Genomic DNA, 12,935 nt, shown 5'->3' on the forward strand with positions numbered 1-12,935 from the left:
TAAGTCATAAACCGTGCTTATTGATTATCAAGTATTAATTGCCAATCTGGCCGTTGATATTAAACAACATTTAATTAGCTTAGAGCTTACCGACGAAGCGGGCATTAAATCTGATCGTGTCACCCTTAAGTTATCTGACCCTGAAGGTAACTTACCGATACCCGCCAAAGGCACCAAGCTATCAGTCGCCATCCAGAATATTCATATGGGTGACTTCATTATTGATGAGGTATCACTCTCTGGCCCACCTAATCAGATGACCATTCAGGCGAAAGGAGCTAACTTAAGGGATCAACTCCGTAGCCCTAAGTCACGTTCATGGCATCAAAAAAAACTGGTAGATATAGTTACCACCGTAGCTAATGACAATGGGTTGAAGCCTAAAATTGCAGAAGTATTTACCTCTATTGTCATTGACCATATAGACCAGACTGAAGAATCAGATATTAATTTTTTAAGTCGTATGGCGTTAGATCATGGGGCAATTGTTAAGCCAATGATGGAGCATTTAGTCTTTGTTGAGCGTGGCAAAACCAAAACAGCAACTGGTAAGCAACTGTCAGCAATAACAATTTCTAAAATTAATAAATGGAATTTAAAAGCCCCTGACAGACAATATTATAAAAGTGTGATGGCTAAGTATCACAGTGCTGAAGGTGGTAAGACAGAGCATGTAAAGGTTGGCAATGGTGAACCGATCTATACTATTAAAATGGTATATCCAACCAAGGAAGCAGCCAAGGCCAGTGCTAAAGCGAAGCTAAGTGGGTTAAATGATACAGAAGCCAGTTTAAGCATAACGGTAGTAGGTAATCCTGAATTAATAGCTGAACGGCCAGTGATTATTCAAGGTGTAAGGACTGGTGTTGATGGTCGGTGGGTAGTTAAACAGGCAAAGCATTCAGTTAGTGCCTCAGGGTATACAACGAGTGTTGATTTAATTAAGTGAAGTGTAAAGGGAATTATACGTCAGCATGACACAATTTATTACATCGCTCTGACGTATAATATAAAGCTAAAAACCATTCATACTATTAAAAATCAGCTTATTTGTGAAGAATAGTTAAATATTAATCTGGATATAAAACTGTGAGTTTGATCAATTAGTTTGGGGTGTTAAACTTCACTACGACGTAATGTATCACGTCATAGTGACGTTCATTAATAGTTAGGCAATCTAAATCATGAAGCTGCCAGATATTGAAAGAAAGCACGTAATTCAGTTTTGCTCAGGATTATCTGATGCGCTCCCTGTAAAAATTCCATTGCGCCCATTGAAGGATGCCGACCAGAGGGACTGCTTTAATATCTTAAGTGAACATGTTGCTGAGCATGGCGGGAGTCAGCTATTCGGGTGGTCAATTTGGGAGTGGCCAAGCGTAATGATCGAGGCTGAATTTCACTCTGTATGGAAAAATGATGCAGGTGAAATCATAGATCTCACACCAAAACCAAAATATTTTGAGTATACGATCTTCGTTCATGATTCGAGTAAGGTTTACCAAGGTCGTCAAGTCAATAATATTCGTAAGCCTATAGCAAAGGGGCTGACCACCAAAAAGTACATTGAAACAGCGGATGAAATTTACGCAGAAATGAACAAAGGAGATCTCGCAAATTATCATGGTGAACTGGAAGCAACCCCGAAGCTAATGAGGCTCCACCAAAAAATGGCTGATCTTCAGCGAAAGTTAATGAAAAAACATGGCAGTCCAAACTAATGCCTAACAAATTGCTTCACGCGGACACATACTGCTACGCTCGTTTTTGTGTCTGTCGCTACGATCCGATCCATTTTTCCACAAAAAAGCTCTCCACAGTATGTGCCGGTGAGCAAGGCGTTATACATTACGAGGAGGTAGCAAGTGATAGAAGGAAGTTGTTGTTGCGGAGCAGTTCAATTTGAGTTGTCTGAAAAGCCAAGCATGCTAGGTATGTGTCATTGCAGTCGCTGCCGTAAGGTTGGTGCAAGCGCTTTGGCATTCGTAAAAGCCGATAATTTTCAAATTACTGCTGGCCTAGACAAAATAACAACCTATAAAGCGCAGCCACCATATAAATATGATCGTTGTTTTTGCTCTCTCTGCGGCACAGCGCTTGGTGAAGTCTTGTCAGGTATGGAGTCCTTTCCAATCAATGCAAATTGCATAGACGGTGAATTTAAAATTGAAAATAAATTCCACGAATTTGTTTCTGAAAAACCAGGCTGGCTAAAAATTGGTGATAATGCCAAGCAATTCAGTGAACACCCACATGATTAGCTAGCCAATGTATAACAGAGCTAGCCAGAGGGACTGCCAAACAGTCGCTTCACTCTGGTTAGGTTTTCTAGAGGTATTGAATTGAATCTTAAGATTGACGATAAATCAGTACCAATCGATATTTTTTGTTTGCCAGAAATGAGTTTGAGCTCGGCTCGGGCAAAAATGACCAAATGGACATATTCACTCTCCATTAAAGAGCAAGAGTTCATCGAGCTTCTAGAGGACGAATACCATCAGCTGATTTCAGATCTAAAAGAAGATGATGAGCAGGTTGGTGAAATTCAAGATGAGTTGGGTAAGGCAGGTTACCCTGCCTTAGATAAAGTACTACAAGATAACGAGTTGTTGTTCTCAACAATCTACTATTTATTTGAAAATTTGATTTCCAACTTTAGTAGTTCAGGTGCTTCTACAGTTTATTGGCATGATGACATTACTTCATGTGAATATAAGCAGGGAAAAGTATATATTTATGGTATTTGTTATAGCAAAGCACAAACCTAACAAGCAAAGGCAGCAGCGCCCTGCGGGATGGACGCGCTAACGCGCACCTTTGCTTGCGGCGTTAGCTTTTCTCACGGAGATATAAATGAGATCAATCATTTTTGCATTACTACTTCTTTCCTCTTCGCTCATCTGGGCGAGTGAAATATCAGTAGGAGGGGTCGATTTAAATATTCCTGTGCCTGAAGGTTATAGTGCTGTTACACCTGAAATGGCAGTTCTTTATGAGGTTCAAAAACAATTCGTCGCACCTATGAACGAAGAGTTTGTTACATTTATACCTGATGGCTTCGTCGATATGGTGTTGAGAGACGAAATACCTGAATTGCCTCGACGCTTCACAGTACAAACGGCCAAAAGCTTAATAAGCATAGCTGTAACAAGCTCAGATTTTGAGGCCCTTAAAAAAACCATAAAATCTCAAAATTCCGAGTTAATGAAGAAGGTCGAAGCTCAGTTGCCTGAGCTAATGGGAAAAATGAATGAAGGAATTAAAGAAAAATATGATGTTGATCTTGCTCTTTCTATATCGCAGATGGTACCTATGCCGGTGCATGAGGAAACAGACCGTACGCTCTCTTACTCATCGTTAGTTAAATATGATATGAAAGATGAAATGGGCAATCCAGCTCCCTTTGTTTCAGTCGTTACAGCAACGTTCGTACATATTAAGGGAAAAGTTTTATTTCTTTATTCATATGCAGAAGAGTCAGACTTAGAATGGAGCAAGAAAGCCTCTCATGAGTGGGTTAGCAGTATAGTTAACTCAAATCCATCTGACTTCCAGGAAAGCATTATAGAAAAAGTTCCTTCAAGTGTTTCTAGAATCGATTGGGGGCAAGTTGGTATTAAAGCCGTAATAGGCGCTCTTGTTGGTCTAATAATTGGTCTGTTTGGGTGGCTTAGAAACCGTGCAAAAAAAAGCTAACAAGGCGCTCCACGTGGATTCTTCGCATCGGCGTGCTTAGTCGTTAGCCTCACAGAAAACTCTTTTCTTAATAATTTTAATATTTTTACCAGTCTACCTGTACTTGCAGGGCACTTGTAAGTAGCTTTTTCCCTTGTAGAAGGAGACTCCATGTCTAAACCTATCTTCGCCTGGATGGGCGGCAAGCGCCGTTTAGCTAAGCATATCTTACCATTATTTCCTGATCATACTTGCTATGTTGAGCCGTTCTGTGGCGCAGCAGCATTATTTTTTATGAAGGAACCTTCAAAAGCTGAGGTGCTTAATGATACCTCCTCGGACGTGATTAATTTATTTAGGGTGGTACAACATCACCTTGAAGAATTTATCCGACAATTTAAGTGGGCTTTGGTTAGTCGTCAGTTGTTTGAATGGACCACCAGAGACGTTAACCGATATTCAGCGAGCAGCGCGTTTTTACTACCTACAACAACTAACCTTTGGCGCTAAGCCAACTGGCAGAAACTTTGGTACCAGTACCACCACGCCACTGAGATTAAATTTAACCAGGTTAGAAGAAACACTTTCACAAGCTCATTTGAGACTAGCCAGGGTAACGATTGAGCATCTGGATTGGCAGCAATGTGTTAAGCGCTACGACCGGGAACACACCTTGTTTTACCTTGACCCACCTTACTGGGAAACGAATGGCTACGACAACAAGTTTGATTTTGACCAATACGAAGCCATAGCAGAACTAGCCAAAACCAGCAAAGGCCGATTTGTGGTTAGCATTAATGATCACCCTGATATACGGCAAGTGTTTGAAGGACTGAAAATTAATGAGGTTAAAATCAACTACACGATAGGAGGTAATAACAGAAAGCAATCAAAAGAATTAATTATTTGTAATTAATCAGCCCAGGTTAAAACCTAGGCTCAATATCACCAGTTCCCACCTCACCTAAATATCGTAACGCTCTCAATTCTTCAGGCTCCAAAATGCTAACACCGCCTATTGCTTCAATAACAATACCAGTCTTTTTAGACAAGGCTGTTAGTTCTTTGATGAATTGCTGTAAGCGTTGCTCTTCTGTTGGGGTGGCTGGTTTCATAGTGCTCTCCTTGCTGGTGTTTGTTTACATGTCCAGACTAACTCTGGTCTAAACACCCAGCAAGCAGATGAATTGATTATCTGCGTCTGTACGGACGAGTATGAAGCTTAGAAGAAAGTTAGTATAAAGTGCTAATATAGAGTAGTATGCCGTATCTAATTAACTCTTAATTATTAGATAAGTGTTACGGAGTTCTAACAAATCATCTAAGAATGGTTTTCTCTATCGAGTAATTTGTGTGCTTGGTTTTCGATAGTGCTATTTCTACCAACACACAAAATAGAGGAAAGTTTATGAAAATGTACGTTGGCAACCTGTCTTATAGTGTAACAGCCGATGATTTAAAAGAAGCTTTTTCAGCTTATGGTACTGTAGCAACTGTGGACCTTATCACTGATCGTGACTCGGGTCAGTCTAAAGGATTTGGTTTTGTTGAAATGGAAAATAATTCTGAAGCGGATGCAGCCATCAAAGGAATGAACGGAAGCTCTTTGCAAGGTCGTAACATCAAAGTTAATCAAGCGCAGCCTAAAACTAATAGTCGTCCTCAACGCAGAAGGTATTAATTTTAGTTTAGCTACGCAATCCTCCCAATAGGGAGGTTGCCATTACTTGGAAATTGGATGACTTAAAAAGTGCCTGATGTAAAGGTTTTCCTTATACTTGATAACTAGCTATTTAAACAAGCAGATAAATGATCAATAATTAATTTTGAATGTTGATTAATAAAATAGACATAATTTTTTAGATAATTTAATTCTTCTTTTAAAATCACTGCTTTTTGTACCTCCTTAATTGGCTTTAGATATATACCTGTTGATGTCTGGATAATATCGTTGCTTTCTCCTTTGTTTATACCTTGAGTTGCTATCTCGGCAACTTGTGTTTCTTCTTGAAAATTACCCCAAGGTTTCACTCTAAAAGACATGTTTCATCCTTAAGGCACTAACTTAAGCACTTACGTCCAAGCCGTTGATAAGAGAAATTACAAGTAATCATACGTGATGTAAATCATATTACTCTGAGCAATAATTAATCATTTAGAAATTTGCCAAATGGCATTGGCTTATTGCGTTAATTTTTTGGCATTTCGCCAAAACCAGGAGTGAAATTCATAGTAAATATTCGCAATAGGTTCATAATGAAAAAATTATGAAAAGAAGTACCAAAGTAACCCAGGAAGTAAAGGCAATTGGAGATCGACTTAGGCACGCCATCAATAGCCATTCGCTTTCGGTTGAGCAAATAGGGCAGAAGGTAGGGCTTAGCCCAACACAAATTTATGACCGAATAAGGTACGGCAATCTTAGATTGCACGAAGCTGTTGCACTGGGTCGGTTGCTTGGTATTGACTTGGAGTGGCTGGCTACTGGCTATGAAGATATTCCAAACCTTGAAGGTGTCGTAGCAAAACTATCTGAGCTCCACAAAACCAAGCCACAAACTGTTGAAAGCTTTCTTTTAACAATTGATCGGCTATGGCTTGAGGAGCAACTTGGAAGTCATAAGTGATTTATTGAAGGGTACAAATTTGAGTGAAAGCTTATAAATGTATGAGGGGAGAACTAAAAGTACCCACGATGATAACTCTTTGATTTATAAATAACTATTTGGGGAGGTGTGGGGAAATCATGGGTTCCACGTGGGGAACCCGGCATTAAAAACAGGGTGATTTAGGCTATCTTGGTGTTAAGGTTTGAAGTTAAGTCTGTATGTTAACTCTTTGATATTTAAGTAAATATAAGACCGTTTGATAAATGAAATTGGTGGAGGCGGCGGGAATTGAACCCGCGTCCGCCAGTTCTCTGCCTTCGGCTCTACATGTTTAGATTCGTCTATTTAGTTAGCTCAAAACAACCCGACGATCAGGATGTAACAAGCGAGCCTGAAAATTAGTTTAACTGATCCGCCTCAGGCATGCTTCACAGCGACCTTGTTTAAATTGACAGTTGAAACCAGCCAACAAGTAAGCCAATTACAACCGCTAGCTGGGTATTAAGCAGCTAGAGCGCCTTGAGCGCCGAAGTTATCGTCGTTTGCGATTACTATTTTGCAGCTTTTGATTTACGAGATTGGCTGCCATCTCGACATGCACCTGAAGGTTTCGTAACCGTCGTCGAATCCAAATCGCCCCCGAAACCTTAATGGATATTAGGTAAGATAAGGGTTTTAACAGTAAGTTTCAACCCTAAAATAAAACTAGTGGCGCATAAGCCGTTGCTTTTGCTTCTGCCAGTCTTTTTCTTTCTCTGCTGCTCGTTTGTCATAATCCTTTTTACCTCTGGCAATTGCAATTTCACACTTAACCAGGTGTTTTTTCCAATAAAGAGCTGTGCAGATGCAGGTTTGCCCTTTTTGTTGGGTAATAGAAAATAACTTAGCTAGTTCTTTGCGGTGAAGTAGTAATTTTCTGTCTCGTTGCGGGTCTGCTACAACATGAGTAGATACTGTGCTTAAAGGAGTAATATTGGCACCTACTAGCCAGGCTTCACCATCCTTAAGTAAGACATAGCTATCCACTAGTTGTACTTTACCTGCACGCAGGCTTTTTAGCTCCCAGCCAGATAAGGCTATTCCCGCCTCAAACCGTTCATCGATATGGTAGTCGTGGCGAGCTTTTTTATTGAGAACAATTGTACTGCTGGACTGACCAGACTTTTTCTGTTTCTTTACCATAGTGGTATATTATACGGTTATATAACAAAATGTGCTATCACTCTGTGGTATATGTTCTTGTTTGACAGGGGTAAATGACTAAAATGCCACATCTTAACCTGTTAAGCGTTGCTAGCACTAAGCTCGCTATGCTTTATGGGGGTTAATACGCCAATTACAACTACAAGAGGTTACACATGGCTGAAGCGCATAAGGCTGTAAGTGGGACTTGGGCCACGCGGTGGACTTTTATTTTGGCTGCTACTGGGTCGGCAGTCGGTTTGGGGAATATTTGGAAATTTCCATATATCACTGGGGAGTACGGGGGAGGTGCTTTTGTTTTAGTGTATTTAGCATGTATTGCTGTGGTGGGAATACCCATCATGATGTCAGAAGTATTAATTGGCCGTCATGCTCGTCGTAATCCTATTAATGCGATGGGTGACCTAGCGGTAGAGTCTGGATCAACTAGGGCCTGGAGCTTGGTCGGTTGGATGGGCGTACTGGCTGGCTTTCTTATTTTATCTTTTTACAGTGTTATTGCAGGCTGGGCACTTAACTATACTGCCGATATTGGTATGGGGTTATTTAACGGTGTAAATGCCAAGCAAACAGGGGAAATGTTTGGTGATCTTACCAGTAACCCAGGCCGATTAATTTTCTGGCATTCCCTGTTTATGATTTTAACGGCCATCATCATTGCCAGAGGTATTCATAAAGGCTTGGAAAACAGTGTGCGCATTATGATGCCTGCGCTATTTGTTTTGTTGCTGGTCATGGTTGGGTACAGCATAACCAGTACAGATAAGTTTGGAGAGGGTTTAAAGTTTTTATTTGCCTTTGATTTCAGCAAACTGACTGGTGAAGCGATCCTGGTTGCAATGGGGCATGCCTTCTTTACGTTAAGTTTAGGAATGGGTGCCATTATGACTTATGGAGCCTATATGCCCAAGCAGGCATCAATTGGTGGTACTGTATTGACAATTGCGGTATTGGATACACTGGTTGCATTAGTTGCCGGTATGGCTATTTTCCCAATTGTATTTGCAAATGGTCTTGAGGCCGGTGCGGGGCCAGGATTACTGTTTGTTTCGTTACCACAAGCTTTTGGTAGCATGGCTGGTGGGCAAATTTTCGGTACGATATTCTTTTTGCTTGTTTCGATTGCAGCGCTAAGCTCTGCTATTTCGTTGATTGAGCCAGCGGTTGCTTATATTGTTCAGCAGCATAATGTTTCTCGGTTAACTGCAACGATTTGTTTCAGCTTGATTGTGTGGCTACTTGGCTTAGGTACAGTCTTCTCATTTAATATTTGGTCAGAAGTTAAGCTGTTTGATAAAAACTTCTTTGATCTGTTAGATTTCCTAACAGCCAATATTATGTTGCCGTTGGGAGGTTTGCTCATTTCAATATTTGCTGGCTGGATCTTAAAACGTTCCGTTGTGTTGAATGAGTTGGCTATGCAGAACTTAGTTCGCTTTAACACCTGGCGTGCTGCTGCTCGAGTGCTTTCTCCTTTGGCTGTACTTGTGATATTTGTGACTACGTTGTATAAAGCATTTAGTTAATCACGTATTTATTTGCCAGTAATTATTTGGATTGTCATAAACAATATGACACAAATCAGTCGTTCAGCCCTGGTCCTTTATTCGGCCAGGGCAATGTTTAATCTTGTAAATGACATTAAATCTTATCCTCATTTCCTTCCTTGGTGTGTCGATACAGCCATTCATCAGCAAACTGACGAGCTAGTAGAGGCAACCCTTTACTTAGCAAAAGGTGGGCTTAAACATAGTTTTACAACTCGTAATAGGCTTGAGTATGGCAGCGCTATTCATATGGAGCTGATAGAAGGGCCTTTCAAAAGCTTAACTGGGCAGTGGGATTTCCTTCCTTTAGAAGAGAGTGCCTGTAAGGTGTCGTTAAGTCTGCACTTTGAGTTTTCAAGTAAGATGATGGAAGCTACGCTAGGTAGCTTGTTTAATGGAGCTGCTAACACCATGGTAGATGCTTTTTGTAAGCGAGCAAAAGAGTATTATGGCTGAAGAAATTCAAGTAGAGGTGGCATATGCGTTGCCTCATAAGCAAAAGATTATTGCTATGACGGTTGAAAAAGGGATTACAGCCTACGATGCTGCTCGTCAGTCAGGGATTGATCAAGCTTTTCCTGAAATTGATTGGGAGAGTTGTAAGTTTGGTATATTAGGTAAGGTAGTACCTAAACCTAAAGAAAGAGTGCTAGAACAAGGGGAGCGGGTTGAACTGTATCGTCCACTAATAGCCGATCCCAAGGAGGTCAGGAAAAAGCGTGCTGCCCAAGCCAAGCAAAAACGAGAGACTGAGCAGCAGTAGTATATTGGTAGTGGCAGGATACATTAACTCGATAAATCGCGAGTATGTATCCAGGTCTATTTATTTATCTGTGTTCTATCTACTCAACTGCCTTTAGATAAGATAGCAGTTAGGTTGCAAATAATTATTCAATAATATCTTTAATTACGTCTTCTTCAATAGGTGTTGCCGAGGCCTCTTCTGTCGGCTCAGCTGAAATCTGTGGCTGTTCAATTGCTGGGGGTGGCTCTGGCCGAAAGTCTCCCGTGAAATGACTGAGCTTACCATCAGAGAAATAAAGGCTGAGTGTCTCTTGAACACGTGACTTTCCTCCAGGTTGATAGCTATAAATATAATCCCACCGATCCTGTTGAAAAGTATCAACTAATAGGGGGGTTCCCATAATGTAACGTACTTGACGTTTAGTCATACCCGGTCTGAGCTGGTTAATCATTTCTTGGGTTACAACATTGCCTTGCTGAATATCAATTTTATGCACGCCAGGGAAACTGATAGATTGATGCTGGCTGTCACTAAATAAAGAGCAGGCAGATAAACATGTTAAGCTTACTAAAATTATGAGTCGCATTATGGTCTTTTGCATCTTGGATAGACTTCCACTATCTTGGGTCAAAATGTGATAATACCTTACTTCTTGGCATCTGCTAAGTGCACTGTTTATATAGGATAGGGTTGTGGAAAATCAAGAGTTACGAAAAGCGGGCCTCAAAGTTACTTTACCACGTGTAAAAATCTTGCAAATTCTCGAAAGTAATGAACAGCGTCACATGAGTGCAGAAGATGTATATAAAGCACTAATGGATGCTGATGAGGATGTTGGGCTAGCAACTGTTTATCGGGTTTTGACTCAATTTGAAAGTGCTGGCTTAGTGGTCAGACATAACTTTGATGGTGGTCACTCAGTTTTTGAGTTAGCGCACGGGGATCATCATGATCATATGGTTTGTATGGAAACTGGTGAAATTGTTGAGTTTTGTGACAAGGATATCGAGCGGCTGCAACATGAAATTGCAGAGAAGCATGGATTTGAGTTAATCGACCATAGCTTGGTGCTCTATGTAAGGCCCAAAAAATAATAAAATAGAGTAAGCTTGTGTAAATGATTAAAAGCCGATGTAAGTCGGCTTTTTAAATTGTGTTAAAGAACTAGTGTGGCAAATATTAATAATATTTTTAAATTAGCTTGTTTGTGCGTTAAGTAGCATTTCTTCTGCGTAAGCTAGGGTTTGATCTGTTAGTTTTACCCCGCCTAGTAGTCGAGCAATTTCAGATACTTTCCCGGTAGGGGTTAGAGCTTCAATTTGAGTAAATGTTGTATTATTTTTTATTGCTTTTTTTACATTGAAATGATGATGGCCTTGTGAAGCTACTTGAGGTAGATGGGTAACACACAACACTTGTCCTTGATTGCCAATTTGGCGCAATAATGAGCCAACCACTTCGGCGGTACCTCCACTAATCCCCACGTCAACCTCATCAAAAATGAGTGTTGGGGTTGTACTGGTTTGCGCTGTGACTACCTGAATAGCAAGACTAATTCTGGATAATTCACCTCCGGAAGCAACTTTTTGAATGGGCCTTAATGATTGCCCCGGATTGGCTGTTACTAAAAACTCAATGCTATCCAGGCCTGAGGGTAATGGTTTGGCGCTGGATATTGCGTCTATTTTTACCTCAAATTGACCTTGAGGCATACCTAAACGATTGATTTCTGATGTAACGGCCTTGCTCAGTTTATTTGCAGCTAGCTGCCTTTTTTTAGAGAGTTTTACTGCCAGCTGAAAATATTCATCAGCTAACTGTTTGGTTGTCGTTTCCAGTTCAGCGATTAACTCATCAGAGGCTGCTAAATGATTTAATTCATTTTCTAATTGCTGTTGCAATGCGACAAGTTCAGTGGGGTGAGTGCGATGTTTGCGAGCAATATCGTATATGCAGCTCAGTCGATGCTCTATTTCTTGTAAATGCTGTGGATCGGCTTGTGACTGATGAATGGCTTGTTGCAAAGAAGACTCTGCTTCCTCAACTTGAATTTGGGCATTGATTAATAGTTGTTGTGCTTCTAATAATTGTGGGTTGTCAGTGTTTAAACTGGAAAGCACTTGTAGTGAATGATTAAGTAATTGCAATAAATTGGTCGATTCACTTTCGCTACAAATATCTATCACTTGTTGGCAGTTTTGTTGTAAAGCGTCAATATTGCTTAATAGTTTTTGTTCTTTTTCTAAGGCGCCTACTTCTCCTTCATGTAACTCAAGAGAGGTTAATTCGCTAAGCTGATAGTCGAGTAGTTGTTGCTTGGCCTGCTGCTCTTCGGACTGACGTGTAATAATCTCAAGTTGCTGGGTTTTTCGCTGCCATTTTTTATAGGTGGTAACAAGTTGCTGATAAAGATGTGTAAGCTGGCCATACTCATCTAATAGCTGGCGATGACAGTCTTTTTTGAGTAGAGAGTGATGTGCATGCTGGCCATGAATTTCCAGCAATAAACTGCCAAGCTCTCGTAAGTCTTGTAGTGGGGATGGGCTGCCATTAATGTAGCTGCGTGATCGCCCTTCACGGCTGATTACTCGACGTAAAATGCACTCATTTTCGTACTCACTTTCAAGCTGTTTGGTTTTTAGCCAGGTTTGCGCTTCAACGCAGTTGCTCAACTCAAATGTGGCAAGAATTTCTGCTTTAGCAGCGCCGTTGCGAACTACAGTTGAATCGGCACGCTCCCCTAAAGCCAAACTTAAGGCATCAAGCATGATAGATTTCCCAGCTCCTGTTTCACCGGTAATTGCAGTCATGCCTGTGGGAATATCAATTTCTAGCTGATCGACAATGGTAAAGTTTTTTATTACGAGTTGGGTCAGCATGTATATAGCCCTCTTAGCTAATAAAAGCTATATCTCTTAAAAGCCAAGCTTTTGCTTGGCTGAAAGACATAAGCGCTTATCAAAAAATCGCTAACTGTTTATTTTTACAGTATATACGTTTATACAGGTATTTGTGTCAAGTCATGTGATGATTTTTTTGGAAGAAAAATGTGGCAAAAAAAGAAGCTAGTACTTGGTTGAAACCTAAACCTTTAACCCCATATAGCACCAGTAAGAGGTTTTAGGGCATAAAACTTATGCGAATGATTACTTTTGA

18 protein-coding genes and 1 other RNA gene are annotated in these 12,935 nt (G+C 40.5%); 13 read left to right on the plus strand and 6 right to left on the minus strand.

Annotated elements, in window-relative coordinates; all coding sequences use genetic code 11:
- The first annotated feature begins 13 nt into the window (after positions 1–13).
- The 7 genes from OQE68_RS17205 to OQE68_RS17235 all read left to right on the plus strand — a co-directional run bounded on the left by OQE68_RS17205 (position 14) and on the right by OQE68_RS17235 (position 4,591).
- Positions 14–949 carry a contractile injection system protein, VgrG/Pvc8 family gene (locus tag OQE68_RS17205; protein WP_180570247.1) on the plus strand — a complete coding sequence of 312 codons (936 nt, stop codon included), beginning with the start codon at positions 14–16 and terminating at the stop codon, positions 947–949.
- Between the two features lie 235 nt (positions 950–1,184).
- Positions 1,185–1,721 carry a hypothetical protein gene (locus OQE68_RS17210; RefSeq protein WP_180570248.1) on the plus strand — a complete coding sequence of 179 codons (537 nt, stop codon included), beginning with the start codon at positions 1,185–1,187 and terminating at the stop codon, positions 1,719–1,721.
- Positions 1,722–1,865: 144 nt separating this feature from the next.
- Positions 1,866–2,261, plus strand: coding sequence for a GFA family protein (locus OQE68_RS17215; RefSeq protein ID WP_180570249.1), 396 nt, complete (start codon positions 1,866–1,868; stop codon positions 2,259–2,261).
- 81 nt (positions 2,262–2,342) lie between these two features.
- On the plus strand, positions 2,343–2,768 hold the full coding sequence (locus OQE68_RS17220) for a hypothetical protein (protein ID WP_180570250.1): 426 nt from the start codon (positions 2,343–2,345) through the stop codon (positions 2,766–2,768).
- An 85-nt stretch (positions 2,769–2,853) separates the two neighbouring features.
- Positions 2,854–3,696 (plus strand): hypothetical protein, encoded by an 843-nt coding sequence (locus tag OQE68_RS17225; RefSeq protein ID WP_180570251.1) that lies wholly within the window; start codon positions 2,854–2,856, stop codon positions 3,694–3,696.
- A 150-nt stretch (positions 3,697–3,846) separates the two neighbouring features.
- On the plus strand, positions 3,847–4,185 hold the full coding sequence (locus tag OQE68_RS17230; RefSeq protein ID WP_255490993.1) for a DNA adenine methylase: 339 nt from the start codon (positions 3,847–3,849) through the stop codon (positions 4,183–4,185).
- The gene (locus tag OQE68_RS17235; RefSeq protein WP_255490995.1) at positions 4,103–4,591 is read left to right on the plus strand and encodes a DNA adenine methylase; all 489 of its coding nucleotides are present in this window, start codon (positions 4,103–4,105) and stop codon (positions 4,589–4,591) included. Before OQE68_RS17230 ends, OQE68_RS17235 begins: the two co-directional genes overlap by 83 nt.
- Before the next feature lie 10 nt (positions 4,592–4,601).
- On the opposite strand, the gene OQE68_RS17240 is transcribed toward OQE68_RS17235, so the two are convergent.
- Positions 4,602–4,790: a hypothetical protein gene (locus OQE68_RS17240; RefSeq protein ID WP_180570252.1), complete on the minus strand. Its 189-nt coding sequence runs from the start codon at positions 4,788–4,790 to the stop codon at positions 4,602–4,604.
- A gap of 293 nt (positions 4,791–5,083) precedes the next feature.
- Between OQE68_RS17240 and rbp the strand changes: the two genes are divergently transcribed.
- Positions 5,084–5,356: an RNA-binding regulator gene (gene rbp / locus OQE68_RS17245; RefSeq protein ID WP_180570253.1), complete on the plus strand. Its 273-nt coding sequence runs from the start codon at positions 5,084–5,086 to the stop codon at positions 5,354–5,356.
- 104 nt (positions 5,357–5,460) lie between these two features.
- Here the strand turns inward: rbp and OQE68_RS17250 are convergent, their stop codons facing one another.
- The gene (locus tag OQE68_RS17250; protein WP_180570254.1) at positions 5,461–5,718 is read right to left on the minus strand and encodes a hypothetical protein; all 258 of its coding nucleotides are present in this window, start codon (positions 5,716–5,718) and stop codon (positions 5,461–5,463) included.
- Between the two features lie 224 nt (positions 5,719–5,942).
- Between OQE68_RS17250 and OQE68_RS17255 the strand changes: the two genes are divergently transcribed.
- The gene (locus tag OQE68_RS17255; RefSeq protein ID WP_180570255.1) at positions 5,943–6,302 is read left to right on the plus strand and encodes a helix-turn-helix domain-containing protein; all 360 of its coding nucleotides are present in this window, start codon (positions 5,943–5,945) and stop codon (positions 6,300–6,302) included.
- Between the two features lie 252 nt (positions 6,303–6,554).
- Here OQE68_RS17255 and ssrA read toward each other — a convergent pair.
- Positions 6,555–6,925, minus strand: a transfer-messenger RNA (tmRNA) gene (gene ssrA / locus OQE68_RS17260).
- A gap of 64 nt (positions 6,926–6,989) precedes the next feature.
- Positions 6,990–7,466, minus strand: coding sequence for an SsrA-binding protein SmpB (smpB, locus tag OQE68_RS17265; RefSeq protein WP_163832326.1), 477 nt, complete (start codon positions 7,464–7,466; stop codon positions 6,990–6,992).
- 176 nt (positions 7,467–7,642) lie between these two features.
- Here smpB and OQE68_RS17270 point away from each other — a divergent pair, with 176 nt between their 5' ends.
- The 3 genes from OQE68_RS17270 to OQE68_RS17280 are packed head-to-tail and all read left to right on the plus strand — an operon-like array spanning position 7,643 to position 9,797.
- Positions 7,643–9,013, plus strand: a complete 1,371-nt coding sequence (locus tag OQE68_RS17270) for a sodium-dependent transporter (protein WP_180570256.1) — start codon at positions 7,643–7,645, stop codon at positions 9,011–9,013.
- Between the two features lie 45 nt (positions 9,014–9,058).
- Entirely contained in the window at positions 9,059–9,490 is a 432-nt protein-coding gene (locus OQE68_RS17275) for a type II toxin-antitoxin system RatA family toxin (RefSeq protein ID WP_180570257.1), read from the plus strand.
- Positions 9,483–9,797 carry an RnfH family protein gene (locus OQE68_RS17280; RefSeq protein ID WP_180570258.1) on the plus strand — a complete coding sequence of 105 codons (315 nt, stop codon included), beginning with the start codon at positions 9,483–9,485 and terminating at the stop codon, positions 9,795–9,797. The genes OQE68_RS17275 and OQE68_RS17280 overlap by 8 nt, the downstream gene beginning before the upstream one ends.
- 124 nt (positions 9,798–9,921) lie before the next feature.
- On the opposite strand, the gene OQE68_RS17285 is transcribed toward OQE68_RS17280, so the two are convergent.
- Complete coding sequence (locus OQE68_RS17285) at positions 9,922–10,380, minus strand: outer membrane protein assembly factor BamE (RefSeq protein WP_180570259.1); 459 nt, start codon at positions 10,378–10,380, stop codon at positions 9,922–9,924.
- 91 nt (positions 10,381–10,471) lie between these two features.
- On the opposite strand from OQE68_RS17285, the gene fur reads away from it, so the two are divergent.
- On the plus strand, positions 10,472–10,873 hold the full coding sequence (gene fur / locus OQE68_RS17290) for a ferric iron uptake transcriptional regulator (RefSeq protein ID WP_180570260.1): 402 nt from the start codon (positions 10,472–10,474) through the stop codon (positions 10,871–10,873).
- Positions 10,874–10,975: 102 nt separating this feature from the next.
- On the opposite strand, the gene recN is transcribed toward fur, so the two are convergent.
- Entirely contained in the window at positions 10,976–12,658 is a 1,683-nt protein-coding gene (gene recN, locus OQE68_RS17295; protein ID WP_180570261.1) for a DNA repair protein RecN, read from the minus strand.
- Between the last annotated feature and the right edge of the window lie 277 nt (positions 12,659–12,935).

The organism is Spartinivicinus marinus (assembly GCF_026309355.1).
Taxonomy (GTDB): Bacteria; Pseudomonadota; Gammaproteobacteria; order Pseudomonadales; family Zooshikellaceae; genus Spartinivicinus; species Spartinivicinus marinus.